This is a genomic window from Paraglaciecola sp. L1A13, from assembly GCF_009796745.1.
Lineage (GTDB): Bacteria > Pseudomonadota > Gammaproteobacteria > Enterobacterales > Alteromonadaceae > Paraglaciecola.
Map to the genome: position 1 here is coordinate 2,444,152 of NZ_CP047024.1, position 25,623 is coordinate 2,469,774.

General features: G+C 41.3%; 27 protein-coding genes and 1 riboswitch. Of the genes, 14 read left to right on the forward strand and 13 right to left on the reverse strand.

All coding sequences use genetic code 11. The annotated features are described in order from the left end of the window. Positions 1-78: 78 nt before the first annotated feature. Entirely contained in the window at positions 79-4,005 is a 3,927-nt protein-coding gene (gene hrpA / locus GQR89_RS10065; protein WP_158769922.1) for an ATP-dependent RNA helicase HrpA, read from the forward strand. Between the two features lie 111 nt (positions 4,006-4,116). Then, positions 4,117-4,419 (forward strand): PilZ domain-containing protein, encoded by a 303-nt coding sequence (locus tag GQR89_RS10070; protein ID WP_158769923.1) that lies wholly within the window; start codon positions 4,117-4,119, stop codon positions 4,417-4,419. 89 nt (positions 4,420-4,508) lie between these two features. Here the strand turns inward: GQR89_RS10070 and GQR89_RS10075 are convergent, their stop codons facing one another. After that, on the reverse strand, positions 4,509-5,696 hold the full coding sequence (locus tag GQR89_RS10075) for a class I SAM-dependent rRNA methyltransferase (RefSeq protein ID WP_158769924.1): 1,188 nt from the start codon (positions 5,694-5,696) through the stop codon (positions 4,509-4,511). 100 nt (positions 5,697-5,796) lie between these two features. On the opposite strand from GQR89_RS10075, the gene GQR89_RS10080 reads away from it, so the two are divergent. Then, positions 5,797-6,783: an NAD(P)H-quinone oxidoreductase gene (locus tag GQR89_RS10080; protein ID WP_158769925.1), complete on the forward strand. Its 987-nt coding sequence runs from the start codon at positions 5,797-5,799 to the stop codon at positions 6,781-6,783. A gap of 66 nt (positions 6,784-6,849) precedes the next feature. Here GQR89_RS10080 and GQR89_RS10085 read toward each other — a convergent pair whose 3' ends face one another. From GQR89_RS10085 to GQR89_RS10110, 6 genes are all read right to left on the reverse strand, one after another. Next, positions 6,850-7,068 carry a calcium-binding protein gene (locus GQR89_RS10085; protein ID WP_158769926.1) on the reverse strand — a complete coding sequence of 73 codons (219 nt, stop codon included), beginning with the start codon at positions 7,066-7,068 and terminating at the stop codon, positions 6,850-6,852. 70 nt (positions 7,069-7,138) lie between these two features. Further along, positions 7,139-7,345 carry an EF-hand domain-containing protein gene (locus GQR89_RS10090; RefSeq protein WP_158769927.1) on the reverse strand — a complete coding sequence of 69 codons (207 nt, stop codon included), beginning with the start codon at positions 7,343-7,345 and terminating at the stop codon, positions 7,139-7,141. Positions 7,346-7,792: 447 nt separating this feature from the next. Continuing rightward, on the reverse strand, positions 7,793-9,553 hold the full coding sequence (locus GQR89_RS10095) for a sugar phosphorylase (protein WP_199271405.1): 1,761 nt from the start codon (positions 9,551-9,553) through the stop codon (positions 7,793-7,795). Positions 9,554-9,581: 28 nt separating this feature from the next. Beyond that, positions 9,582-10,811: a glycosyl transferase gene (locus GQR89_RS10100; RefSeq protein ID WP_158769928.1), complete on the reverse strand. Its 1,230-nt coding sequence runs from the start codon at positions 10,809-10,811 to the stop codon at positions 9,582-9,584. A 48-nt stretch (positions 10,812-10,859) separates the two neighbouring features. Then, positions 10,860-11,684 carry a mannosyl-3-phosphoglycerate phosphatase gene (locus tag GQR89_RS10105; protein WP_158769929.1) on the reverse strand — a complete coding sequence of 275 codons (825 nt, stop codon included), beginning with the start codon at positions 11,682-11,684 and terminating at the stop codon, positions 10,860-10,862. Then, positions 11,677-12,570, reverse strand: coding sequence for a kinase (locus tag GQR89_RS10110; protein ID WP_158772225.1), 894 nt, complete (start codon positions 12,568-12,570; stop codon positions 11,677-11,679). Before GQR89_RS10110 ends, GQR89_RS10105 begins: the two co-directional genes overlap by 8 nt. Before the next feature lie 268 nt (positions 12,571-12,838). Next, positions 12,839-13,020, forward strand: a riboswitch (molybdenum cofactor riboswitch). Between GQR89_RS10110 and moaA the strand changes: the two genes are divergently transcribed. The 9 genes from moaA (at position 13,014) to GQR89_RS10155 (ending at position 18,813) form a co-directional block, all read left to right on the forward strand. Then, positions 13,014-13,982, forward strand: coding sequence for a GTP 3',8-cyclase MoaA (gene moaA, locus GQR89_RS10115; protein ID WP_158769930.1), 969 nt, complete (start codon positions 13,014-13,016; stop codon positions 13,980-13,982). Its footprint overlaps the riboswitch before it by 7 nt. A gap of 46 nt (positions 13,983-14,028) precedes the next feature. Beyond that, entirely contained in the window at positions 14,029-14,643 is a 615-nt protein-coding gene (locus tag GQR89_RS10120) for a molybdenum cofactor guanylyltransferase (RefSeq protein WP_158769931.1), read from the forward strand. Between the two features lie 105 nt (positions 14,644-14,748). Beyond that, positions 14,749-15,294 carry a molybdenum cofactor biosynthesis protein B gene (gene moaB, locus GQR89_RS10125; protein ID WP_158769932.1) on the forward strand — a complete coding sequence of 182 codons (546 nt, stop codon included), beginning with the start codon at positions 14,749-14,751 and terminating at the stop codon, positions 15,292-15,294. Positions 15,295-15,297: 3 nt separating this feature from the next. Then, positions 15,298-15,801, forward strand: coding sequence for a cyclic pyranopterin monophosphate synthase MoaC (gene moaC / locus GQR89_RS10130; protein WP_158769933.1), 504 nt, complete (start codon positions 15,298-15,300; stop codon positions 15,799-15,801). Further along, positions 15,794-16,036, forward strand: a complete 243-nt coding sequence (gene moaD, locus GQR89_RS10135) for a molybdopterin converting factor subunit 1 (protein ID WP_158769934.1) — start codon at positions 15,794-15,796, stop codon at positions 16,034-16,036. The genes moaC and moaD overlap by 8 nt, the downstream gene beginning before the upstream one ends. Positions 16,037-16,039: 3 nt before the next feature. Beyond that, positions 16,040-16,498, forward strand: coding sequence for a molybdopterin synthase catalytic subunit MoaE (gene moaE, locus GQR89_RS10140; protein ID WP_158769935.1), 459 nt, complete (start codon positions 16,040-16,042; stop codon positions 16,496-16,498). Then, positions 16,498-17,292, forward strand: coding sequence for a molybdate ABC transporter substrate-binding protein (gene modA / locus GQR89_RS10145; protein ID WP_233269139.1), 795 nt, complete (start codon positions 16,498-16,500; stop codon positions 17,290-17,292). The genes moaE and modA overlap by 1 nt, the downstream gene beginning before the upstream one ends. Then, positions 17,282-17,965, forward strand: coding sequence for a molybdate ABC transporter permease subunit (gene modB / locus GQR89_RS10150; protein ID WP_158769936.1), 684 nt, complete (start codon positions 17,282-17,284; stop codon positions 17,963-17,965). Before modA ends, modB begins: the two co-directional genes overlap by 11 nt. A gap of 68 nt (positions 17,966-18,033) precedes the next feature. Then, complete coding sequence (locus GQR89_RS10155) at positions 18,034-18,813, forward strand: DUF1223 domain-containing protein (RefSeq protein ID WP_158769937.1); 780 nt, start codon at positions 18,034-18,036, stop codon at positions 18,811-18,813. A 69-nt stretch (positions 18,814-18,882) separates the two neighbouring features. Here GQR89_RS10155 and fur read toward each other — a convergent pair whose 3' ends face one another. From fur to GQR89_RS10185, 6 genes are all read right to left on the reverse strand, one after another. Continuing rightward, entirely contained in the window at positions 18,883-19,305 is a 423-nt protein-coding gene (gene fur, locus GQR89_RS10160; protein WP_158769938.1) for a ferric iron uptake transcriptional regulator, read from the reverse strand. A gap of 223 nt (positions 19,306-19,528) precedes the next feature. Then, positions 19,529-20,053 carry a flavodoxin FldA gene (fldA, locus tag GQR89_RS10165; RefSeq protein ID WP_158769939.1) on the reverse strand — a complete coding sequence of 175 codons (525 nt, stop codon included), beginning with the start codon at positions 20,051-20,053 and terminating at the stop codon, positions 19,529-19,531. A 54-nt stretch (positions 20,054-20,107) separates the two neighbouring features. Beyond that, entirely contained in the window at positions 20,108-20,320 is a 213-nt protein-coding gene (locus tag GQR89_RS10170; RefSeq protein ID WP_158769940.1) for a DUF2788 domain-containing protein, read from the reverse strand. A gap of 61 nt (positions 20,321-20,381) precedes the next feature. Continuing rightward, positions 20,382-21,107, reverse strand: a complete 726-nt coding sequence (locus GQR89_RS10175) for an alpha/beta fold hydrolase (protein WP_255455713.1) — start codon at positions 21,105-21,107, stop codon at positions 20,382-20,384. A 145-nt stretch (positions 21,108-21,252) separates the two neighbouring features. Continuing rightward, positions 21,253-21,654, reverse strand: coding sequence for an H-NS family nucleoid-associated regulatory protein (locus tag GQR89_RS10180; RefSeq protein WP_158769941.1), 402 nt, complete (start codon positions 21,652-21,654; stop codon positions 21,253-21,255). A gap of 185 nt (positions 21,655-21,839) precedes the next feature. Continuing rightward, complete coding sequence (locus GQR89_RS10185) at positions 21,840-23,474, reverse strand: electron transfer flavoprotein-ubiquinone oxidoreductase (RefSeq protein WP_158772228.1); 1,635 nt, start codon at positions 23,472-23,474, stop codon at positions 21,840-21,842. Positions 23,475-23,920: 446 nt separating this feature from the next. Here GQR89_RS10185 and GQR89_RS10190 point away from each other — a divergent pair, with 446 nt between their 5' ends. Beyond that, entirely contained in the window at positions 23,921-24,670 is a 750-nt protein-coding gene (locus tag GQR89_RS10190) for an electron transfer flavoprotein subunit beta/FixA family protein (RefSeq protein WP_158769942.1), read from the forward strand. After that, positions 24,670-25,596, forward strand: a complete 927-nt coding sequence (locus tag GQR89_RS10195; protein WP_158769943.1) for an electron transfer flavoprotein subunit alpha/FixB family protein — start codon at positions 24,670-24,672, stop codon at positions 25,594-25,596. Before GQR89_RS10190 ends, GQR89_RS10195 begins: the two co-directional genes overlap by 1 nt. The last annotated feature ends 27 nt before the right edge of the window (positions 25,597-25,623 follow it).

The window sequence follows — 25,623 nt, forward strand, 5'->3', positions numbered from 1 at the left end:
ATTCGGCACTAGCATTTAAATACTCATTCTTCTAGGATCGGCAACCATTATGGTTGTCTCCTAGTATGAGTAAATTTATTGTCTTCACATGTTCCTGAAACAGAAAATACCCACTTGAACTCTGCCCAAATAAACGCATTGTCAGATCAATGCATGTTGGCCGACCGTTTTCGTATTCGTCGTCGTTTTCAACAAATTCAACGCTTTGATACCGAGAAGAAAAACGAAGGTCTCGCCAAACTTAGCAAAGATATTGAACGCTCAGTATTATTGCGTGAACAGCGTCAAATCAATCTTCCTAAAATTGATTATCCTGACTTACCCGTTACGGAACAAAAAGATAAAATTGCCGAGGCGATCCGCGATAACCAAGTCGTGATTATTGCCGGTGAAACAGGATCAGGTAAAACCACACAAATTCCCAAAATATGTCTAGAATTAGGTCGCGGTGTCGCAGGACTCATTGGACACACCCAACCCAGAAGGTTAGCGGCGAGAAGTGTAGCGAATCGTATTGCCGAAGAACTGCACACCGAACTAGGTAACGAAGTCGGATTTAAAATACGTTTCTCTGATCAGGTCAGTGAGCGTACTTATGTGAAGTTGATGACTGACGGTATTTTACTTGCGGAGATTCAACAAGATAGCTACTTAAAAAAGTATGACACCATTATTATCGATGAGGCTCATGAGCGAAGTCTCAACATTGATTTTATTTTGGGGATCCTAAAGCAACTATTACCCAAACGTCCGGATTTGAAATTAATCATCACATCGGCGACTATCGACCCGGAACGCTTTTCTAAGCATTTTGACAATGCACCGATTATACAGGTTAGTGGACGAACCTTTCCCGTGGAAATGCGCTATCGTCCTTTACTCGACGACAGTCAAGAAAATGATCGAGACCAAGCACAAGCAATAATTGATGCAGTTAATGAGTTAGGGCAGCACAGCCAAGGCGATATTCTAGTATTCCTTAGCGGTGAACGAGATATTCGTGATATGGCTGATGCCCTTACGCGGCAACAATTTAGGCACACAGAGGTGGTGCCTTTATACGCTAGGTTATCAGCCGCAGAACAAAATAAAATATTTCAAACCCACTCAGGTCGCCGAATTGTATTGGCCACAAACGTAGCCGAAACATCCCTTACGGTGCCTGGTATTAAATATGTTATAGACCCAGGAACGGCGCGTATTTCTCGTTATAGTGTGCGCAGTAAAGTCCAACGATTACCCATTGAAGCTATTTCACAGGCGTCGGCCAATCAACGGGCAGGTCGGTGCGGACGAGTATCCAACGGTATCTGTATTCGCTTGTACAGCGAAGAGGATTTTAATAACCGTGATGAATTCACTGATCCAGAAATATTAAGAACAAATTTAGCTTCCGTTATTTTGCAAATGTTGGCCTTGGGGCTTGGCAAAATTGATCAATTTCCCTTTGTACAAATGCCAGACTCACGCAGTATAAACGATGGATTTAATCTATTGGAGGAGTTAGGTGGGGTTGAAAAAAATACCGGCCGCCTAAGTTTAACCACTATTGGTCGTCAAATGGCACGCTTACCTATTGACCCAAGATATGCCCGAATGATTGTTGAGGCTGAAAAACAAAATAGTATGCGTGATGTCACAGTGATTACCGCTGGGCTAAGTATTCAAGACCCTCGAGAACGACCTCAAGACAAACGCCAGGCTGCTGATGAAAAACATCAGGCATTCGCCAATAAGGACTCGGACTTTCTCGCCTTATTAACCATTTGGCATGAATTTAAAGCTAAACAGACCGAACTAACTAATAACCAACTGCGCAAGTGGTGTAAGCAACATTTTATTAATTACCTGCGTATGCGTGAATGGCAAGATATCGTCAGTCAATTGAAAAAATCAATCGCAGAGCTTGGCTTTAGAATTAGTCAGGCAGAAGCAGATTATCAGGCTATTCATCAAGCTATGGCGGCAGGACTGCTGTCTCATATTGGGAATAAAGATAAAAACAAAGAATATCTGGGTGCGCGTAACAGCCGATTTATGCTTTTTCCTGGCTCTGGCATTGCCAAAACTAGCCCGAAATGGCTGATGGTTGCGGAACTTGTTGATACCTCGCGCTTATTTGGTCGTATGGGCGCCAAGATTGAACCTCAATGGCTAGAATCTTTAGCACCTCATCTTATCAAGCGTAATTATAGTGAGCCTCATTGGTCGAAAAAGCAGGGCGTCGCCCAAGCATTCGAGAGTGTTACCTTATATGGCTTACCCTTAGTCACAAAGCGCAGGGTAGCATACAGTCAAATTGATCCTGTTGTTAGTCGAGAAATATTTATCCGTGAAGCGCTTGTCAACCAAGACACTAAGCTGCAATACGATTTTCTAATTGAAAACCAACTCGAAGTAGATGAAATAAAGGGCCTGGAGGATAAAACTCGTCGCCGTGACTTGTTGGTTGACGAAGATGCATTGGTTGATTTTTACGCCGAACATATTCCCAGTCACGTTTGCAGTGAAGCCAGTTTCAAAAAGTGGTGGAGCAAAGCTCGCACCCTTTCACCTGATTTACTGACATATTCAAAGCAAATGCTGCTAAAAAATTCGCCATCGAAGGCTCACGAATATGATTTTCCTGAAACATGGCAACAAGGAAACTTGACGTTACGACTTGATTATCACTTTAACCCAACGGATGTCGATGATGGGGTGAGTTTATTGGTACCCCTATCGCTGTTGAATCAACTAACGATTAGCGGTTTTGATTGGTTGGTGCCTGGATTGCGTAGCGAGTTAATTATTACTCTTATTAAATTACTTCCTAAGCGTCTTCGACGAAACTTTGTGCCAGCACCTAATTATGCCGAAGCATGTTTAGCAGATATCACTCCAATTGATTCCCATGGCCAATCTGTGACGTTTCTTTCGGCGCTAAGTCTGAAATTAAAACGGATGACAGGAGTGGACGTTTCTGGTGATGATTGGCAAATAGATAACTTACCTTTGCACTTGCGATTTAATTTCAAAGTGTTAGATGAGAACAATAGCGTTCTTAAGCAAGGAAGGGACTTACTGGGCTTACAACACGAACTGCAAGGTAAAGTTAAGCAGAGCTTGAGCAGCATTGCAAAACCTGGATTAGAGAAAACAGGTATTACGCAATGGGATTTCGATACGTTACCGAAAGAGTACGTTAGTAAACAAAGTGGCTTTAATGTTAAAGCGTATCCGGCATTAGTCCCAGAGAAGAGTTCGGTGGCGATCAAGTTATTCGACAAGCCACATATAGCCGAATCTTCTCATCAGCTTGGTTTACGGCAACTAATATCATTATCTATACCATCTCCCATTAAGTACTTGCATGCAAAGTTACCTAACAAAGCGAAGCTGGGATTATATTTTAATCCGTTTGGTAGAATCGATGCGCTTATTGACGATGTCATTGCCGCAGCGATTGATGAGCTCATTAAACAATATCAGTCGCAACACGAAGAGATCCGCACTGCGCTAGATTTTGAGGCATGTTGTACCTATGTGCGCAGTGACATAAATGATCATGTATTAGCCATCGCGCAAAAAGTTGAAGTGGGTCTGACCAAGGCGCACCAAATTAAGAAAAAAATGAAAGGCAATGTGCCATTGAGTATGATTAATGCCTATGGTGATATTAAACAGCATCTAGATAGTCTAGTTTTTAGTGGATTTGTCAGCGATATCGGTTCAGAACGTTTAAATGATTGGCAGCGTTATATTGAAGGCATCGCTAGGCGTATTGAAAAACTGCCAATAGACCCTACGAAAGATCGACTTCATCAACTTAACGTTGAAAAGGTTCAGCAAGCCTACACCAATCGACTACAAAAAATTCCCGCCGGTGTGCCCTTGCCACAAGAATTAGCTGAGGTGCGATGGATGATTGAAGAGCTTCGTGTCTCATTTTTTGCGCAGCAATTGGGTACAGCAATGCCTATTTCTACTAAGCGCATTATTAATCAACTAGAAGCAGCCACTTGATTTGGCAAGGAAACAACGGATTTAATCAGCTGGATTAAGCAAAGTCCGTTGACATTGGTTTCACCGCACCCTATAAACACTGAGTAGGTAAAAAACTAGGACGGAATTTTAATGTTAGGCTACAACGACAAACGTAATTTTTTTCGTATGATGGTAAATTCAGCGTGCGAAATAGTGGTAAACGACGATGAGTCGAGTCGCACATTACCAGCGGTATGCAAGGATATTAGCGCCACTGGTATGTCATTCGAAGTAGACGAACAGTCAGTAGAGATTGGAACAATGGTCGATGTATATATTGAATCAACCAACAGCCAAATACCTTCTTTATCTGCTAAAGCCCGTGTAGTTCGTTCTGAATGCAGCGAAGACAAGACCTGTATTATTGGTGTTGAAATTACAGAAATGAATTAACAGTCGGTTTGCTATCTATTCTTTTTTACTGTGTCGACATTTCGCGGTGTTATAGGGCTTTGCCTGTTGCACCGCGAGAGTAAAGTTGTCTATAAAACCTTACATACTAGGCCCTTCAAGTAGAAGCCTTCTGGGTAGTTTGTAGACACTGGATGATCGGGAGCCTGAGAAAGACGCTGTAATATCTGAACCTCTCGACCAGCATCAAGTGCAGCATCGGCCACAACTTTCTGAAATAGGTCAAACGGCATCAAGCCCGAACAACTAAATGTGACAAGGATCCCTCCGGGTTGCATAATTTGCATAGCCAACATATTAATGTCTTTGTAACCGCGGCAGGCACGATTTAACGACGCTTTTGAGTCTACGAATTTGGGAGGGTCGAGTATGATCTGTGAGAAATGGCGATCTTGTGCCTTATAATCACGTAGTGCTTGAAACACGTCTTGATTACTAAACTCGCACTTACTGGTATCTAATCCGTTGATCTCGACATTACGTTCAGCGGTTTTCAAAGCTAAATCCGATACATCTAAACTGGTTACACTACGCGCGCCAGCGGCTAAGGCGTAACTACCAAACGTTCCTGTATAACAAAAGCAATTTAGCACATCACGATCTTTAGCGTATTGCGCCGCAATAGCGCGGTTATCGCGCTGATCTAAATAAAAACCTGTTTTGTGACCAAGCTTTACATTGACGATGATTTTCACACCATTTTCTTCAATCACAACTTCATCTGGAATATCGCCTGCCAACACTTGCGCTATTTCTTCTAGGCCCTCTTTTTTACGTACAGCGACATCACTACGCTCATAAATTACATGCTGTGGAAATTGTGACTTAAGTGCCCAAACTATTTTCTCGCGATGTTTATCGGCACCGGCAGAGAGGAGTTGGCAAACGATAATATTATTATATATATCAATGGTGACACCGGGTAAACCATCTGATTCAGCAGCAATTAAACGATAACCTGTAAGACCATGGCGTTGTATCAGTTCTTCTCTAGATGATTGCGCTCTTGCAATACGACGTTGAAAAAATCCGTTATCAATACTTTCATTTTGCTCAAACGTCCATATTCTAACTTGTATCTGAGAATGAGGGGAGAAAGCACCTCTTCCTAACCAAACGTCTTCATGACTATAAACATCGACGGTATCGCCGAGGTTTAATCGTCCTTTTGTGCTTTCGATAGCACTGGCAAAAATCCAAGGATGACGGCGAAGTAGCGATTTTTCTCGACCAGGGTGTAATGTAACGCGTGATGACATAGTGTAGTGGTTTCCAACATACAGAATTAAATAGGCGAGCGTGTGGTAAATATTCCTTCTCGCGAGCATCAAACTGAACAAGAAATTCAATGGAGAATTCATGCAATTTATTGACTATCAAGAAGGTCCAGCGACTGACACGCTTTTTATTAATGATACAACAAAACCCGTGCTCAAACATGGGCAAGTATTAGTTAAGGTGCATAGTTTCGGCATAAATCGAGCTGATACACTGCAACGTCAGGGAAAATACCCAGCTCCCAGAGGTGAAAGCCCCATATTAGGTTTGGAAGTGTCGGGGGAAGTTGTTCAACTCGGGCCAGACCCAATCGACACTCAGAGTCATTGGTGCATCGGAGATGAAGTTTTTGCCTTGGTTGCTGGAGGCGGCTATGCCGAATATGTAGCGGTTAATGCATCACACCTTATTGCTAAACCAAATAGCGTTGATATGCCTAGTGCAGCGGGAATAGCAGAAGTGTTTTTGACTGCATACCAGAGTCTATTTCAGGTTGGGGGCTTAAAACCTGATCAACGGGTTTTGATCCACGCGGGGGCAAGTGCGGTTGGCCTGGCCGCAATTCAGTTAGCTAAAGCTCGGGGGTGTCATGTCAGCGTAACGGCATCCACTGAAAAAAAATTAGCTATGTGTGAAAAATATGGCGCAGATCGATTGATTAATTATAAGACTCAAAACTTCGCTGAATGTTTTGAGCAAGGTGGCGTTGATGTCATTATTGATTTTGTAGGGGGAGATTATATCAATCGCAATCTTCGCATTTTGAATGTAGACGGAACCATCGTCTATCTTGCCATGCTAGCTGGGCGTTACGGCGATAAGCTTGATATGGCACTTATGTTGGCTAAGCGAGCAACAATTACTGGCTCAACACTTCGCAGCCGAACTGATGAATACAAAACAGCATTAATCGAAGCATTTTCCAAGGAATTTTTGGCAGACTTTGAAAGTGGAGCGTTACGCCCTGTGATTGATACTCGATATGACGTTAAAGATATTGCTATTACCCATCAGCGTCTTGAACAAAATGATAGTATGGGGAAATTAGTCGTATCTTGGTCAAGCTAGCGAAGTTCAGCAAGCCAATATGACCAACGGGGTAGGGGGATTACTCCCCCTACGTTAATGCGTCGCTTAATGCTTTTGCAGAACGCTAAATTCCTGCTTTGATACGAATCCATCGTTATTGTTATCTAGTTCAGCAAAAATGGCCGTTAACGTAGTATCGATACTTGCTTCTTGGGCACTAAGCAGATTGTCTTCGTTTACATCAAGGGCGGTAAAAATGTCAGTGGTAGCAAAAACGCTGCTTGATGACATAAAAAATAAACCCACGATTATGATTTTTTTCATATTTTCTCCTAATGTTGATAAGTACAATGGCAATGTTTGTTTAGACGCTAATACTATTCAAACCCACTCATTAACTTTCAAGTTCACTGGCTGATAAATAACCGTCTTTGTTGACATCTAATTCTGTAAATACTGAAGACAGCGCCGCATCAGATGATGCTTCTTCTACACTGATGCGACCATCGTTATCGGCATCTAGTGCGTCCATTATGTCTTCTTGTGCAAAAGCAGAGCCTGAAGCAAAACAAAGGCAGGTAATCGCAATTAAATTTTTCATGGTATCGAATCCTTGTGGCTAAATAAGCTTAGCTAAGTTGTCGAGATTGTGCCTACATTGGTAGCCTCTACCGGCAGTGCAAACACAACATATTCACGAGCGATATTGCTCAGGTATTCATATCTAGCGCGACCGAGTCAAATGAAACGACTAAGACTTTGAATACGAATTTAGACATTACATATATCGTGCCAATGGAATAAATACCTTTAAAATCAGTTGGTTAAAAATAATTTAAAGGCTAGAAGGGGGGGGCCGCTATGTTTGCAAGAGTCAATGGTACGGATACAGTTACACTTAATGCAGGTGTTTTTAAATTATGTTATTAATCAGTAGGTTAAAGGGGAGCAAATTAGTTACGCGTAGCGCAAAAGCGACAAAATGATAAACATAAATTAATTCATTACGCTCTATTCATAGTGCCACTTTTAATGGATTTATATGATGTTAGTTTTTGGGCAAATTACTTATCCACATAGACTGATAAGGCGCTAATTCAACGGTATGATCAGTTGCATAAATAGGTTGTTTGGTAAGAAGATCAAGCCATTCATCCGTACCGACCAAATTAATATCGGTTAAATGAATCTCTTGAGGTTCATCACTAATATTATTTATACAAAATATACTTTGCCGCCGATCAATACTTTGTCGCCAAAAACCAAATATTTGCGTGCCTAACTGCAATGTGAACTGTGTTGCATTTGGGTGAAACGCAACTTGTTGGCGACGAATAGTTAACAAATCACCCATAGCATTCAACACTTTATGGTGCTGGCTAAATGTTGATGCGAGTTGTTTTTGCAACTCATCGTATTGCCATTTGTGGCGGTTAATTGCTCTGTTATGACTGGTGTTTTTTACCCGCTCGTAATCGTTGCCTGTCGCCAACAAACTATGAATATATATCCCTGGGATCCCTTCAAGAGCCAACATAATAGCGTGGGCACATATGAATCGCTGAAATCCCCATTTGTCTGGGCCCTTTGTGGTGCCTTGTAAAGCATCATACAAAGCGATGTTAATTTCATAAGCTTTTTGTTGACCATTCTCAGACGCGCGCCATGAAACTCTGCCACCGAAATTTTGCATGGTATTAACTAATACGGTCAGTTCTTCGTCTTCGAGCAAACCTTCCGCGGGACGAAGACCGATTCCATCGTGGGAAGCAATAAAGTTAAAATAGGTCGTGCCGTTTTGCGCAGGAGGCATGCTCATTAACCATGACTTAAGGTAATGACAATCGCCAGTAATTAAGGTATTAACCAGTAAAGGCGGTAACGAGAAATTATAAATTGCGTGGGCTTCGTTGGCATTACCTAAATAAGCCAAATTTTCTCGATTAGGAATATTGGTTTCAGTGATGATAATAACATCAGGTTGGGCATACTCAATCAAGGTACGTAGCAGCCTAACGACCTCATGAGTCTGTTCCAAATTAATGCAACTGGTACCCACTTTTTTCCACAGAAAGGCTACTGCATCCAACCGAAATAAGCGCACCCCATTATCCAGGTACTGCCTGATAATTGAAACAAAGGCTTGCAGTACCTTTGGATTACGAAAATCAAAATCGACCTGATCATGGCTAAATGTGCACCAAACATGTTCCATACCGTTAGCTGTTTCAGTTTCGCGTAATAAAGGTGAAGTGCGCGGGCGTACGACATTTGATAGGTCGTCTTCTGGGATTGCAGTATAAAAGAAATCGCTGCCCACACCTTCGCCTTTTATAAAATTATCAAACCAAGCACTTCTCGACGAACAGTGATTAATAACCACATCTGACATAAGTCTAAAATCTTTCGCGATACTCTTAATGTCCGTCCAATCTCCAAGTGATTCATTTACACTGGAGTAATCAATGACGGCGAACCCATCGTCAGAGCTGTAAGGAAAGAAAGGTAAAATATGAACACTGTTAATATGTTGAGTGCAACTTTGCTTTAAAAATTTATGCAAGGTCTTTAAAGGTTTAACACCTTCTTCTTCAATCGAATCGCCGTACGTGATCAGAACGGCATCTTGTTGGGTCCAATTGTTATGGTGACGCAGAGGGCGAGTAATGTCTTTATCTTCACTAAACTCCATTGTCGTTAAGAGATCACGAGCGACCTCCTGATAACTTTGTGACAACTCCACCTCATTATAAATGACGGCTAGATGATGTTCGACTAACTCAGTTAGCTCTTTATAAGTACTTTGCATTGCTTCACCATTAATTGTATTTGTTACTTTATAGGGTGTTTTTACACTCGTTATAATCCTGCTCTACGGCGTCTCTAAGTCTTTCTAGTACGTTTGGCATTGCACTGATAACTCGGTTCCAACTAGGAATGAATGGGGTCTCCATTGGATTATCTAAAAAGCTTTCACCCGCCTTCATAATATTCTCCGCAAACAACTCCACGGCCTTTTCTTCGCTGTGTATATCAAGTGATAAGCCATTCATGATTGCATCGTTGTGGTAGGTTTCAACGAAGTCTAACGCTATGCGATAATAAGTTGCTTTTATTGAACGAAAAGTCTCGGTGTTAAATGTTTCCCCTTGAGTTGCAAGTTTTCTAAACATGGCCTTGGTGATATCAATAGACATCTTAGAAAGCCCACCCGCATCGTTGTCAGCCGACAAATCTTGATGTTTATGGTCGTAAGTTTTAGCTATATCAGCTTGACACAAGCGGTTGTTTGAATAATTACGCTGCATTTCTGATAACACACCAATTTCAAGACCCCAGTCACTTGGGATCCGAATATCACTTAATACATCGCGTCTAAATGAAAACTCACCTGCTAGGGGATAGCGGAAACTGTCCATAAATTCTAAGTATTCGGTACTGCCGATCACACGTTTAAGAGCCCGTAGCATTGGGGTAACGAGCAGACGAGACACACGGCCATTAATTTTGCCATTAGCCACACGGGCATAATATCCCTTACAAAATTCATAGTTAAATTGAGGATTAGCTACTGGATATATCAATCTTGCCAGTAAACTACGGTCATAAGTGAGAATATCACAATCGTGAAGCGCTACAGACTCAGCGGTACCCGTGGCGAGAATATAGCCCATGCAATACCAAACGTTTCTCCCTTTACCTAGTTCTTTTGGTGCTAAGCCTAATTCCGCTAGCTCTTTATCTAACGCCTTTAAACGGGGTCCATCGTTCCAAAGAATACGATGGTTTTGACCCAATTTTTCAAAAAACGAAATGGCATGTTTGTATTGCTCTTTGTCTGCGCGGTCAAGTCCAATAACGACTTGTGAGAGATAAGGTACTTTTGATATTTCAGACACTATATGTGGAAGTGCTTCACCTTCAAGTTCAGAAAATAATGAAGGTAAAATAAGTGCCATAGGACGACGGCGAGCAAAGCTAACCAATTCTTTTTCTAAATCTTCAACCGGACGTTCTGAAAGGTTATGTAACGTGGTGATAATACCGTTTTGATAAAAGTCAGCCATGATGATTCCTTTAGTTATAGGATAAAAATAATATACAAATCTATGAAATTAACATTCAGAGACTAAGATTTTTGTTAAACATTCGCTCCAGCCAGCTGGACCATATAACGTACTGTCGTATATACCTGCGATGCGCGAGAGCGTAGGAAATGGATGGCTTGGAGATTTCACGCGTACGGCAATATCGCTTGCGTTCAACATAGCAACATCATTATTACTGTCCCCCAATGCGATGCTCAATGTAGCACTGTTTCCAAGCTCCGATTGATACGCTTCAACCAGCCATACTAGTGCCTTTCCTTTATCGCAAAAGCCGGATACACCTAGAAATCGACCTCCTTGCAATACAGTAGCTCCGAGTTGCTGCAATTTGGTGACGAATTGAGTTTGTCGCTCTGGGGTACCAAGCCATTTTACAGGCTCACTATATAAACGAGTGTTAGCCAACTGAGCGCTTTTCTCGTCAAGCCCGGTATGTTCAATAATTTGTTGATTACTCATCGTGGAAAACTGCAAAAATTCCCCTGTAAATTGATCATGCAGTTTTGCCAGTAAGTGCAACCAATGCGATCGAGGATTGGTAAATTCTTTTACCCAAAAACCCGATTTTTCAAGACAACCTGAAGGTTTGGATGTAAACAAGTATTTTGGGATATATACCGCAGCGCCATTTTCAACAATCAATGGCCCGCTTAATTTTAGGTCTGCCATTAGTACGTCAAGTTCAGCTTTGGTCTTACTGGTTGTAGGAATTACGGGAATCTGTTTACTTTTTAACACATCCAGCATATTTAACGCAGGCGTGTAATCGTAGCTGTGGTGATCAAGTAGCGTACCATCCATATCGGTAAAAACTAACGCTTGCCTAAGCATGAGTACTCCTTGAGTGTTGAGCGATGATTCTTCGTTCAGCATTTAAGGTAAATATTACATCGCACTTATTTTCAAGTGTTGCCAGCGCATGCTGTGTCAGGCGCTGATAATATTGAATAAATGCTAAAACTTGTTGGTCGTTCATTATATTCACTTTGCTATGCTCAGGATTAGCGCTAAGGACTTTACGAAGCTTATGCTCTTGTTCTAAACGCCAGTTATATACGCAGTTAAATGAGGGCGCCTTAAGCATGATCCAATAATTCATAAAACTATACAATGGCGCGTAATTTTCCTTGAGCTGCATATTTACATACTTACGCCATACGCCGGTTTGATCATTATTTTTCTCTAGTGAATTAATTGGCTCAGCTAGTTCGCTATCATTTTGCGGCTCTACACCCCAGCACCAACCTTCGAAAATCACCACATCTACTGCTGTAGTAATTTTCTGCCATTGTTCGAGCGGTTCAGGATTATCAGTGGCTTTATTAAATCGGGGAATGGATATTTGATTTTGTCGGTCATGTAATTGCGTTAAAACTTTCGCCGCTAGCGTCATATTGTGGGTCCCAGGTACGCCTCGGGTTTTAAAAAGAGGATGAACCTTTTCAGCAATCGCGCAGCGTTGAGATTGGTCTAAATAAAAGTCATCCAATGACATAACAACAACATTTAAGTCATATTGTTCGCTAAGGTATGCTTTGAGAAAGTCTGATAGGGTAGACTTTCCTGAACCCTGACAGCCATTAACGCCTAAGAAATAGGGTTTGCTTGCCCCATCTTGGTGCGTGGCGATGTTATCTGCTAAAGGTATGTACCATTTTCTAGCATCTTGTAAAAATTCCTTACCTAACTGATGCTTATCAGCAAATTCGGTCAACATAATCACGCTATCTCCCTAGTTATGCACCAATATTGTTGCTCTTTTATGAGCGTAATAATCTCGGATAACTATATTGCAATCAACATACATGCCAATCGAAAAGTAATGAGTCGATTAGTTGTTATTATATTTTTATATCTTGGCATGTATTTAGGTGAAAATAATTAAATCTTGTGCATAAAGGTGAGCATTTATATTTGCTGACAACTATTCGCAGAGTTTCCGCTGCTACAGGTAGCCTGTGAGATACAAAGTATGTTAAAAATACATTGTGGTTTAACTCCGAGCCTTCATACCTAACTCACAAGACAAGGTGTGCTGGCCGCGATATTTATCCGATTGGGATTCATATCGCCAGGGTTGCGAGAGAAATCGGACAGCCTCCCCGCAAGTGTTACGCCGATAAAGCGTAGCGACTTCAATTTGGAAAGGTGTTAGTGAATATGTTGCAAGATAAATTTGGCCGTAGATTTCATTATCTGCGGTTGTCGATAACAGATGTGTGCAATTTCAGTTGTGAGTATTGTTTACCCGACGGGTACCAATGCGATACCGACCGCGATTTTCTGTCCCTCAGTGAAATTAAACACATTGCCAGTGCTTTTGCACAGCTCGGAACCAGTAAAATCCGTATTACTGGTGGTGAGCCTTCTTTACGCAAAGATTTGCCGCAAATAATACGAGCCTGCGCGAGCACGCCAGGGATTAAGCATGTCGCTATGACAAGTAACGGCTACAAATTACCCGAGCATATAGATAGTTGGGTCGAGGCCGGTCTTACATCGCTTAATATCAGCATTGATAGTTTAGACCCGCGTATGTTTGCATCAATAACAGGTCACGATAAGTTAGATGTCATTTTACGTGGCATCGATCGAGCGGTCGAGCTTGGGGTTACGGTTAAGGTTAACGCCGTATTGATGCGTCATTTTAACCAAAATGAACTGAAAACGTTTTTAAAGTGGATTGAGCACACGCCTATTACGTTACGCTTTATCGAGTTGATGCAAACGGGTGACAATCAATTATTCTTTGATAAGAACCATACCTCGGGTCAACCCATCAAAAAACAGCTTGTTGCCGACGATTGGCAACAAATTGTTCGCGATAAAACAGCCGGTCCGGCGCAAGAGTTTTCCCACCCTGATTATAAGGGGCGTATCGGTCTAATTATGCCTTATAGCAAAGACTTTTGTGCCACGTGTAATCGCTTACGTATTTCTGCGTTAGGTAAATTGCATTTGTGCTTATTCAGCGACCAAGGACTTGATATACGCGAGTACATCAAGAATAACGATACCCAACGTTTGCAAGACGAATTGACTACCTTGTTGGGCGACAAAAAGTCAACGCACTTTTTACACGATGGATATACCGGAGCCACTAAGCATCTTGCAATGCTTGGAGGCTAGAATAACAATTAAGTTTGAAATACACAGTGCATGGTGATGATTTAACGTGGTTGTAGATTGCGGAAGTAATTACTCAACGCCAGTTACCCTTGGTAATACTCAAGTGGTAGGTTTGGTGCTGGCGGGAGGGCAATCTTTAAGAATGGGCCAAGATAAAAGCAAATTACGTCTTAATTATAAAGGCGTGTCATTGCTTGAGCATGCTAAACAATTGCTCCAAGAAACAGGCCTCAACTCTGTATTAGTAAGCGGTTCGGAATTGGATCAGATACCAGATATTTTTCCTAACAGCGGGCCATTAGGCGGGATCCATGCTGCGTTTAGCTATGTACGGAATAATTATCCACATGCAACGGGCCTATTAGTCATTCCCGTCGATATGCCCAATCTAACGTCAGATACCCTGACCACTTTACTAAAAACGGCATCTGGTGCAAACACGGTAGTGCATTTTAAGGACTTGAATCTCCCGATGTATATACCACTACAAAGAACCATTTTCGACTACTTGGAAGGCGCGTTAGTTGATGGAGGAGTTTTATCTTTATACCGCTTATTTGCGGCTGTCTTGGCCAAGACAATTCCGGTGCCTAGCGGCATCAGTCATCGTGAGTTAGATAATATTAATTATCCTGCTCAATGGAACGACTTGAATCAGTAATCATCTTTTAATATTTAAAACGAATGCGTCGTTATTCTCGGTGCAATTGATTCAATCGGTAATAATTTAGGTGCGTCATCGATGATGCAAACTTTTAGGAAATTTATGGCACATTCTGCAAATTTAAAAAGTGTAGCGTTGAACATTGCTGTATTAACAGTTTCAGATACGCGAGATGAAGAGACAGACACGTCGGGCGCATATCTGGTTAATGCGCTTCAGGCTGAGGGTCATAGTCTTGTTGAAAAACGGATCGTAAAAGACGACAAGTACCAATTGCGAGCGACTGTATCAAATTGGATAGCGTCATCAAATGTACAAGTTGTGCTGGTAACGGGTGGTACCGGGTTTACGGCGAGAGACACCACACCTGAAGCGTTGTCCGTTTTATTTGATAAAGAAATTGAAGGGTTTGGAGAGTTGTTCCGTTATATCTCATATACTGAGATAGGCACCTCTACTGTTCAATCTCGTGCGTTAGGCGGTATGGCAAATGGTACTGCTATTTTCTGTATGCCGGGGTCGACAGGCGCATGTCGTACTGCTTGGACGGGGATTTTACAACAACAATTAAACGCGACGCATAAGCCATGTAATTTTATTGTGCATTTAAAAGATACCACTGTTGCGCCTTGCGATAGTCGGGGTTAAGCGATGAGTGAAAAAAATATGTTATCCCATGTAAATGAGCACGGCGAAGCCAACATGGTAGATGTAACCGACAAAAGCGTAACCCAACGAGTTGCTTACGCTCAAGGCCGAGTGAATATGTCGGCGCAGACACTGGCGTTGATAAACAGTAAACAACACGCTAAGGGCGATGTCTTTGCCGTGGCCCGTATTGCAGGTATTCAAGGCGCTAAGAAATGTAGTGACCTGATCCCATTGTGTCATCCCTTAATGCTGACTAAGGTGCAAATTGACTTTGCGACGCTTAAAGATGGCAGCGGTATAGAAATTACCGCTATGTGTAAACTTGCCGGACAAACAGGCGTTGAAATGGAAGCATTAACTGCAGTTTCTGTTGCAGCGCTAACCCTTTTTGATATGTGTAAAGCGGTTGACCCTAGCATGGTGATCGAGGGAATAAAAGTAACAGAAAAACTAGGAGGGAAAACGGGTCATTGGCAACGCAGGGAGGAGCAGACACATGATTAATGTATTATTCTTTGGTCAATTAAGAGAACAACTTAAAACCGATAAGTTGTCCTTGGATACCGTTCCTAATGTCAAAGCATTGAAAATATTATTGGTCCAGCGCGGTATCATTTGGCAAGAGTTTTTAGCCAGTGATTCGATCTTAGTAGCGGTTAATCAAACCATATCGAGCGATCAGACTGTTCTTAGTGACGGTGACGAAATTGCGTTTTTCCCTCCGGTAACGGGAGGATAAGGCATGCTTGATACGATTGAAGTGCAAAACGAAGATTTTGACATGAGTGCTCTTTACAATGCGCTTAGGCATAATAACACCAGCAACGGTGCAATCGTTACATTCACTGGGTTAGTGCGAGACTTCAATCAAGGTCACAACGTCGGCGAGTTATTTTTAGAGCATTATCCAGCGATGACAAGCATAAGCTTAACCAATATTGTTGCACAAGCACGCCAACGTTGGACTCTTGGCAGAATTAGCGTAATACACCGAGTAGGGCGATTAGCCCAAGGTGATCAAATCGTTTTTGTAGGAGTCACCTCTGCCCATCGAAAAGATGCGTTTGATGGCGCACAATTCATCATGGATTTTTTAAAAACAGAAGCCCCTTTTTGGAAAAAGGAAACAACGGAACTAGGTCCTAGATGGGTTGAAGCGAATTCTAATGACAGTAAAGCGCGCAAAAAATGGGAGGGTTAATGAGCAAAGTCAGTGCAATTGCTTTTATCGCATATGGCTTCTTTATGACTTTTTCAGTTCATGCCCAAGTGAATGTTGCCGTAGCGGCTAACTTTAGGCCCACATTAATGTTGCTAGTTGATGCTTACAAAAAACAGCATCCGAAAGCTGACATTCACCTATCGACGGCCTCGACAGGTGTACTTTATGCTCAAATAGAGCGTGGAGCGCCATTTGATATATTTTTATCCGCTGATAGTTTACGTCCGAAAACATTAGAAAATACCGGCAAAGTAATCTTAGGTACGCGCAAAACCTATGCTCTTGGTCAATTGGTATTATGGATGAAAGGACATTCGTCAATTAATGCCACAAACCTGAGTTTACTCAGTGGTAAATTAGCGATAGCAAATCCCAAATTGGCTCCTTTTGGCTTAGCGGCCAAACAGACTTTGCAGAAATTGGGATTGTTTAAGCAACTGAGAAATCAAATTGTGCTGGGCAACAGTGTTGCTCAAGTGGCTCAATACGTCGAGACGGGGGCTTCGCAAGCAGGATTTGTTGCTCTTAGCCAAGTATTCAGTCAACACCCTAGCGTTACGGATTATTGGTTAGTCCCTAGCGATTTATATTCTCCAATAGAGCAGCAGGTCATTGTCATTAAACAACCTAGCCGTGATCAACAGGCAAATCAGCAGGTGATGAACTTTTACCAATTTATTCTCAGTGCATCAGGCCAACAGATTATAATGAAAAATGGATATCTCAGTGCACAGATACAGTTAACTCCGCCGGTGAGCCCGAGTGTTCAATAATTTGCTAACGAATGAAATTTGGTTAGCAACGTTACTCACGCTAAAACTGGCAACGTTCACAACCTTAATATTGCTAATTATGGCTATTCCACTAGGTTGGTGGATGAGCCAGTCTAAAAGCCGACTCAAACCAATCATCGAAGCTTGCATCACATTACCGTTGATTTTACCGCCTACTGTACTCGGTTTTTACCTGTTAGTTTTGTTTTCCCCGCAGAATCCAGTGGGACACGCTTGGTTATCAGTATTTGATTCTTCCTTAGTATTTTCGTTTTATGGCTTACTCTTTGGCTCAATTATTTATAGTTTACCATTTATGGTTCAACCTATTCGTGACGCATTCTTGAAGATTGATCGCGATCTACTCGATGCGAGCAGTACCTTAGGCGCAAGTTTTATACAAACGTTTCGCTATATCGTTTTGCCTTTGAGCAAACATGGTATTACAACAGGCTGTATTCTTGCCTTTGCCCACACAGTGGGAGAGTTTGGCGTCGTGTTGCTTATTGGTGGCAATATTGAAAGTGAAACACGGGTGTTGTCCATTTTGCTCTACGATTTAATCGAAACAAACCAGATGGATTCTGCTAATCAGCTGGCACTTGCGCTTGTTGGGTTTGCTTTTTTTGTATTGTTTTCACTGAGCATGCTAAGGCGCGGAGTTAAAATTTAAATTATCGTGATACTTATGTGAATGTCCTGCTTAACAATGAAGCCTTTTGCTTATAAGGGATTCTATCTATGTTGCGCAAAACGATTTCTGGTCTGTGTTTTATATTGTTAAGTGCCTCTGTTCATTCAGCCATAATCCCCCTTAAAAATACAATTCATTTAAGTTCTAAAAATCTACAAAGTACCTTGTTAGAAGTATACTCATCACAAGGTTGCAGTAGTTGCCCTCCAGCTCAAAATTGGATCAATAACTTTGAGGGTAATCCAGGTTTATGGCGAAAGGTTGTACCTGTGGTTTTTCACGTAGATTATTGGGATGGCTTAGGTTGGAACGACCCATTCGCTTCAAAGGCGTTCAGTCGGCGTCAGCAGGAATATAGCCGCAACGGTAACGTAAATACGGTTTACACGCCTGGCTTTGTCGTTGAGGGCCGCGAATGGACGGGTTGGTTCAATGGTAAATCGCTACCGCAAAACGCCCCGCGTCACATTGGTCAGTTAGATGTTAATGTTCACAACAGCAAACTTGAATTTACCTATTGGGTTGATACCAGTGATACTGAAAAATCACAGCTAACACCACTTACCTACAATGTCGCCCTGTTGGGTTTAGGCATGAATACGCAGGTTAGAAGCGGTGAAAATGCAGGTAAAAAACTAACCGAAAGCTTTGTTGTATTACAGCATCAACAGGGAAAATATATTGGTGGCCAATCCCTGAATATGACATTGCACAGCAATCATACTCAAGCTAAACGCTTTGCCATTGCAGCCTGGGTGACCGATGGATCACTGACACCATTGCAGGTTGTCGGTGGAGAGTTGCCGTTAAATTTTAAGCTGAATTAGTCGTTACTTTCTCAAGATAAAAACTGGCGTAGGCGGTTTACAGTTATTATCTTGAGTATCACGATTTAACTAGTCGTCGTTACCACAATCATCTTGGCACTCGCCATAGAGATATAGGCTATGGTGGATTAAGGTCATACGATGACGCTTAGCGACTTCTTCTTGGCGTTTTTCGATGACCTCGTCTTCAAATTCAACAACTTTTCCACAATTTAAACAAACTAAGTGGTCGTGGTGTTTTTTATGGCTGATTTCAAATACTGATTTTCCACCTTCAAAATGATGGCGATTCAAGATACCCGCGTCATCAAATTGATTTAATACTCGATAAACTGTCGCAAGGCCAATTTCTTCGTCTTGCTCAATTAGAATTTTGTAGACGTCTTCAGCACTGATATGTTGATTTTTGGGATCTTGTAAAATTTCAAGGATTTTTAATCGGGGCAGGGTGACTTTTAATCCCGCTTTTTTGAGTTCTTTGTTTTGGTCCATGGATCCAACTTAACATTTGGTGTAAACAACATAATCTTGAACTGTACCGATTATAACGTCGGTTATCCAGTCATATCATTGCTTACTAAATTAACAATTCATTAAAATGGCGTTTAGCCTTATGGCTTTGATTAAACCAAGGGTTCCACGCCACCTTCTTTCGACGTTCAACATAAAAAAGGAGCTTACGCTCCTTAGTATCTAAAGGTGTAAATGTATGAACTTATTGTAGTTCGGCCAAACACATCTCTTCGTGTATTTGTTTGCACCAACTTTTAACCCGACTTTCAGTCAACTCAGGTTGACGGTCTTCATCAATGCCCAAGCCCACGAAGTGATCATCATCAGCCATCCCTTTGGACGCCTCGAAATCGTAACCTTCAGTTGACCATTGGCCTATCAGAATAGCACCTTTAGCTTCAACGATGTCGCGGACCATACCCATTGCATCTAAGAAATACTCTGCATAGTCTTCTTGATCGCCACAACCGAAAATGGCGACTAATTTGTCGGCAAAATCGATCTCTTCAAGTTCAGGAAAAAAGTCATCCCAATCACATTGCGCTTCGCCGTAATACCAAGTTGGAATACCGAACATCAGCAAATCAAACTCAGCAATATCTTCTTTACTGCTTTTCGCTATATCGTGTACGTCGATCAGGCCTTTGCCCAATTCTTTTTGGATCATCTTCGCAATATGCTCAGTGTTACCCGTGTCACTACCAAAAAATAGGCCTACGCTCGCCATTGTGTGGGATACCTCAAAATCTAGTTAAACATGTCTGGTAAGTTACCAGTGCCATTAATTTGCTTGCCAGAAATACTGCACAACACCCTTAAAAACGAAGCCTGCTGCGCCTAAAAACAAGACTAAATAAACAACAACTCTGCCTATCAAAGGCACGTTATTTTTTTTCAAAACATCATGTACCGCAAAGCCCATGAGTAAGAATAAACCCACCAACGCCAAATCTAAGGCGATGGCTTCAATTTGTTCATAATTTTCACTTAACATGAGAACTCGCTACATTTCATTGCGGGGCTACTTTAGCATATTGAGCCAAGGTTGAAAAAAACTAATTTCGTAAAAATGTGCGTATATGTTTCGCACACTCGGCTGGTTTTTCTGCGTGTAACCAATGACCAACTCCCTGTATGACCCTCACACGGCTATTAGGAAATAGTGCAATAGTTTGCTGGGTGTATTGAGGCTGAAGGTAATCGGATAATTCACCCTTTAAAAACAGCACGGGTTTGTCATTGCTATGCCCGATTTCCAATGCTTTAGATAGCAGTGAGTAATCACGGTAGAGTAAATTGAGATTAAAGCGCCAATGCCAGCTTTGTGTTTTATTATCTTGATACAAGCTTTTCAATAAAAATTGTCTTACCGAGGACTCAGCAACATATTCGGCCATTATATCGTTAGCTTCTTTTCGATCAGTAATTTGTTCTAGATTCACACTGAGCAAAGCATTAAATACATTTTCGTGGCGCGGAGTATAAGTAACGGGTGCAATATCGAGCACAACAAGGCAGTCAACCAGACTTTCATTCATTAATGCAATTTGCATAGCAACCTTGCCACCAAGCGAATGCCCAACAATATTTGCTTTAGATATACTCAACTCGTTCAACAAATAAATAATTGATTCTGCGTACTGTTCAAAACTAAATTGAGTTGAATGCTGAGATTTCCCATGATCAGGTAAATCTATTGAAATAATATTGAAGTCAGCACTTAACTCACGACGAAGCATAGCAAGATTATCTAAACTGCCAAACAAGCCATGAATTAATATAATCCAAGGCTGACTTTTGTCGCCTGAATCTATTCTGTAGTTAATATCTAATATGGAAATAATATACCCCTATTAGTCAATAAGGTAATAAGAAGCGTGTAAATGGGGGAGTGTTGCCGCCACCTTAAGTGACGACAAAGATAAACTAACCGATCAAGAATGAATCGAGTGATTTACCACTATCAAGAGCGGCTTTAAATACCTTGGGCATACGGCCTATACCAGTCCACTTGTGCTCATTACCTTCGTTATCCGATAAGATGTATTTAACTGGACGCTTCTTGCCAACTTTAGTAGATTTTTTAGCAGGTTCAGCTTTTTGCAAATCATTGACATCTAAGCCTGCAGCTTCTAATTGCGCTAGAATCTCATTCAGCTTTTCATTCTTTTCTTTAGCTGCTTCTTGCAGTTCTAGTTCTTTCGTTTTACGATTTTCAATAATCGAGTTTAACTTATCTGCAACACTTTCTAATTCTTCCACAGATAATTCTTTTACAGCTCCTTGTAAACGACGTCCATGAGTTAAAATACCAATAAAGTCACTCATAATTTACCTTTTTTATTTTGAGAGTTTACATTACGTGAAACATATATTTTTACGTGATAGTTAGCAATAAGTTTATTGAAAATAATTATGTTAAAGGTAATTAAATATTAATAATTTCAGATTTTTGCATCGTAAATTAAAAAAGGCGAAATAAATTTCGCCTTTTGATTTTCAATTATAATTGATTACATATTTGGATAATTCGGACCGCCTGAACCTTCAGGTACAACCCATTGAATATTCTGAGTTGGGTCTTTGATATCACAAGTTTTACAATGCACGCAGTTTTGGGCATTTATTTGTAATGCTTTTTCTCCCCCTTCAGCGTCAATAATTTCATATACGCCTGCAGGACAGTAACGTTGAGCAGGTTCGTCATATAAAGCTAAATTAACCGTAATAGGTATAGCACTATCTTTTAATTGAAGATGACAAGGCTGGTCTTCTTCATGGTTAGTATTTGAGAGAAATACAGAAGACAATTTATCAAAACTCAGTACACCGTCGTATTTCGGATAATTAATTTTCACACTATCTTTGGCTAACTTTAGCTGCTCATGATCTTTACCGTTATCAGCTAGATTGAAAAACATATTGCCATTAAATATATTTTGCTCGAGCGTATTATAGGCGCCGCCCATAAATGTACCGAACTTATGTAAAGCAGCGCCAAAATTACGTGCCTTAAATAATTCGTCATAAAGCCAAGATGCTTTGAAGCGATTGGTATAATCGATTAAGTCTTTACCACCCTGTTCATCAGTACTTAACGCTTCTATGAGTGTCTCTGCTGCTAATAAGCCAGACTTCATCGCAGTATGATTACCTTTTATTTTAGCAAAGTTGAGCGTTCCAGCGTCACACCCAACAATAATAGCGCCAGGCAACGTCATTTTAGGTAATGAATTAAATCCACCTTTGGCGATAGCTCTTGCGCCATAACTAACACGCTTACCACCTTCTAAGTATTGTTTAAATACAGGGTGGTGCTTCATGCGTTGAAATTCGTCAAAAGGACTTAAGTGAGGATTACTATAATGAAGGTCTACGATTAAACCGACAAAAACTTGATTGTTCTCGCCATGGTATAAATAAGAACCGCCAGAGGCCTCTGTTAAGGGCCACCCCGCACTATGAACAACCAAACCTTCTTGGTGCTTACTTGGATCAATATCCCAAATTTCTTTAAAGCCAAGACCATAATGCTGAGGTGCTTTGTCATCATCTAACCCAAACTTAGCGATAAGTTCTTTGCCTAAATGCCCACGGCAACCTTCTGCGAAAACGGTGTATTTGGCACGAAGTTCCATGCCGGGCATATAACTATCTTTATGCTTGCCATTATGGTCAATTCCCATATCACCAGTTATCACGCCACCAACACTTCCATCTTCGTTATATATAACTTGTGCAGCAGCAAAGCCTGGGAACACTTCAACCCCTAATGTTTCGGCTTGTTCGGCTAACCAACGACAGACATTACCCATGCTAACGATATAATTTCCGTCGTTATGCATAGTCTTAGGGGTAATGGCATTAGGCAGCTTATTGGATTTTTGTTCATCTCGTAAATAGTAGATATGGTCTTCTTTTACCGGTGTATTTAACGGCGCGCCCATTGCTTGCCAATCTGGGAATAGTTCGTCTAATGCTCGGGTTTCAAATACAGCACCAGATAAAATATGTGCGCCTACCTCTGAACCTTTTTCTACAACACAGACCATTAGCTCTTGTTCTTTTTCTTGGGCTAATTGCATTAATCGACATGCGGTTGAGAGCCCCGCTGGACCAGCACCGACTATCACTACATCAAACTCCATCGATTCTCGTTCCACCCGTTTCTCCTTCGTTATAAATATCTATTAATTAAAAAAATAATATTTGCGTAACTCAGTTACACAAAATTTACAAATTGTTTGACAGTTGTTTTACTTTTAGCGCCGCCAAAGCGCAACTTATTTGTATATATATACCCAATAAGTCAGGTTTATTTATACCTTCAAAGACATAGAGGGCAGTGTTCTGATGATTTAAAGTACGTCTTATAAATTTAAAAAGCTTATTTATTTGCTTACATTCTACAAGTTAAACACGTCCCGCATGATCATTTTTGACGGGCAGTATTGCTAGATTTTGCCTTTGGTCAGTTACGCGAGGGTAGAGCGGGTTGACGCTTACGTCAACAAGACGTAAATTAACCTCATTCCGTAAATGTAATGTTAATTACATTATTTTTTTGCTTAAACGCCTATCAAATGAGGTGAAAATGAAAATTTTAGTGCCAATAAAACGTGCTATCGATTACAACGTGAAAGTACGAGTTAAAGCCGATCACAGTGCTGTCGACTTGACCAACGCCAAAATGTCTATTAATCCTTTCTGTGAAATCGCAGTTGAAGAAGCGGTTAGGCTGAAGGAAAAAGGCATTGCAACTGAGATTGTTGTTGTGTCTGTTGGCGATAAGTCTTGCCAAGAACAAATTAGAACAGCATTGGCGCTTGGGGCCGATCGCGGTTTGCAAATTGATACCAGTGAAACATTAGACTCTTTGCAGATTGCGAAGCTACTCAAAAAAGTAGTTGAAGAAGAATCGCCTGATTTAGTTATTTTGGGCAAACAATCAATCGACTCAGATAATAATCAAACGGGACAAATGTTGGCCGCCTTAACTGGCATGCCTCAAGGAACATTTGCATCTGAAGTGAATTTTGATGCAGGCAAAGTGAAAGTCACTCGTGAAATTGATGGCGGTCTGCAAACGTTAGAATTGAGTCTTCCAGCCGTCGTTACTACTGATTTGCGCTTGAATGAGCCACGATATGCTTCATTGCCTAATATAATGAAAGCTAAGCGTAAACCCCTTGAAGTTAAATCTGCCGCTGATTTTGGTGTAGAACTAACCTCAAATGTTAAGGTCCTTAAAGTTGAGCCACCTGCACAGCGTAAAGGTGGCATTAAAGTGGCGGACGTAGCCGAATTAGTCGATAAATTAAAAAACGAAGCGAAGGTGATCTAATGCCAATTCTTATTTACGCAGAGCATGACAACAGCCAACTTAAAACCGAAACCCATAAATTGGTTAACGCCGCATGCAAAATGGGCGACGAGCTTCATCTTCTTGTGGTCGGCTCTCAGTGTGCTGACGTAGCAAAACAGGCAAGTGAAATCGAAGGTATCACAAAAGTTTTACTTGCTGATAATGTAGCATACGAACATCAATTGGCTGAAAATGTAGCTGATTTGGTATCTGAATTAGGTAAAGATTACAGCCACATTATTTGTGCAGCGACCACAACAGGCAAAAACTTTATGCCCCGTGTAGCGGCATTACTTGATGTTGCACAAATATCAGACGTTATCGGTGTACAAAGTAGTGATACGTTCGTTCGTCCTATCTATGCGGGCAATGCCATTGCAACAGTACAATCAAGCGATACAATAAAAGTACTGACCGTTCGTACTTCAACGTTCGATGCAAACGGTACGGGCAACAGCGCACCTGTAGAAACGATTGATGTGGTTAAAACGTCTGCGATATCTTCATTTATTAGTGCAGAATTGACTAAATCTGAACGTCCTGAACTTACCGCTGCTGATGTGGTTATTTCTGGCGGTCGTGGTATGCAAAACGGTGAAAACTTTAAGCTGCTTGATGGTATTGCCGACAAGTTGGGAGCCGCCATGGGTGCTTCGCGTGCTGCGGTTGATGCTGGTTTTGTACCAAATGATATGCAAGTGGGTCAAACAGGTAAAATCGTTGCACCTCAGTTATATATCGCGGTGGGCATTTCTGGCGCTATTCAGCATTTGGCTGGAATGAAAGACTCGAAAGTGATTGTTGCAATCAACAAAGACGAAGAGGCACCCATTTTTCAAGTAGCCGATTATGGCCTAGTGGGCGATTTATTCGACATACTGCCTGAGCTTGAAGCTGCTTTATAAAACCGTAAAGTATCTTTGAACAATGCC

Bases quoted from the DNA above. Each gene is read 5' to 3' on its own strand.
- GQR89_RS10085 (WP_158769926.1), bottom strand. From the start codon at position 7,068: ATGAAAAAAATCATAATCGTGGGTTTATTTTTTATGTCATCAAGCAGC.
- GQR89_RS10090 (WP_158769927.1), bottom strand. From the start codon at position 7,345: ATGAAAAATTTAATTGCGATTACCTGCCTTTGTTTTGCTTCAGGCTCT.
- GQR89_RS10110 (WP_158772225.1), bottom strand. From the start codon at position 12,570: ATGTTGACCGAATTTGCTGATAAGCATCAGTTAGGTAAGGAATTTTTA.
- fldA (WP_158769939.1), bottom strand. From the start codon at position 20,053: ATGGCGAGCGTAGGCCTATTTTTTGGTAGTGACACGGGTAACACTGAG.
- GQR89_RS10180 (WP_158769941.1), bottom strand. From the start codon at position 21,654: ATGAGTGACTTTATTGGTATTTTAACTCATGGACGTCGTTTACAAGGA.
- GQR89_RS10100 (WP_158769928.1), bottom strand. From the start codon at position 10,811: ATGGCTGACTTTTATCAAAACGGTATTATCACCACGTTACATAACCTT.
- moaB (WP_158769932.1), top strand. From the start codon at position 14,749: ATGGCACATTCTGCAAATTTAAAAAGTGTAGCGTTGAACATTGCTGTA.
- GQR89_RS10195 (WP_158769943.1), top strand. From the start codon at position 24,670: ATGCCAATTCTTATTTACGCAGAGCATGACAACAGCCAACTTAAAACC.
- GQR89_RS10170 (WP_158769940.1), bottom strand. From the start codon at position 20,320: ATGTTAAGTGAAAATTATGAACAAATTGAAGCCATCGCCTTAGATTTG.
- GQR89_RS10080 (WP_158769925.1), top strand. From the start codon at position 5,797: ATGCAATTTATTGACTATCAAGAAGGTCCAGCGACTGACACGCTTTTT.
- moaD (WP_158769934.1), top strand. From the start codon at position 15,794: ATGATTAATGTATTATTCTTTGGTCAATTAAGAGAACAACTTAAAACC.
- GQR89_RS10155 (WP_158769937.1), top strand. From the start codon at position 18,034: ATGTTGCGCAAAACGATTTCTGGTCTGTGTTTTATATTGTTAAGTGCC.
- GQR89_RS10095 (WP_199271405.1), bottom strand. From the start codon at position 9,553: ATGCAAAGTACTTATAAAGAGCTAACTGAGTTAGTCGAACATCATCTA.
- GQR89_RS10105 (WP_158769929.1), bottom strand. From the start codon at position 11,684: ATGCTTAGGCAAGCGTTAGTTTTTACCGATATGGATGGTACGCTACTT.
- moaC (WP_158769933.1), top strand. From the start codon at position 15,298: ATGAGTGAAAAAAATATGTTATCCCATGTAAATGAGCACGGCGAAGCC.
- GQR89_RS10075 (WP_158769924.1), bottom strand. From the start codon at position 5,696: ATGTCATCACGCGTTACATTACACCCTGGTCGAGAAAAATCGCTACTT.
- GQR89_RS10070 (WP_158769923.1), top strand. From the start codon at position 4,117: ATGTTAGGCTACAACGACAAACGTAATTTTTTTCGTATGATGGTAAAT.
- moaA (WP_158769930.1), top strand. From the start codon at position 13,014: ATGTTGCAAGATAAATTTGGCCGTAGATTTCATTATCTGCGGTTGTCG.
- GQR89_RS10190 (WP_158769942.1), top strand. From the start codon at position 23,921: ATGAAAATTTTAGTGCCAATAAAACGTGCTATCGATTACAACGTGAAA.
- modA (WP_233269139.1), top strand. From the start codon at position 16,498: ATGAGCAAAGTCAGTGCAATTGCTTTTATCGCATATGGCTTCTTTATG.
- GQR89_RS10185 (WP_158772228.1), bottom strand. From the start codon at position 23,474: ATGGAGTTTGATGTAGTGATAGTCGGTGCTGGTCCAGCGGGGCTCTCA.
- moaE (WP_158769935.1), top strand. From the start codon at position 16,040: ATGCTTGATACGATTGAAGTGCAAAACGAAGATTTTGACATGAGTGCT.
- fur (WP_158769938.1), bottom strand. From the start codon at position 19,305: ATGGACCAAAACAAAGAACTCAAAAAAGCGGGATTAAAAGTCACCCTG.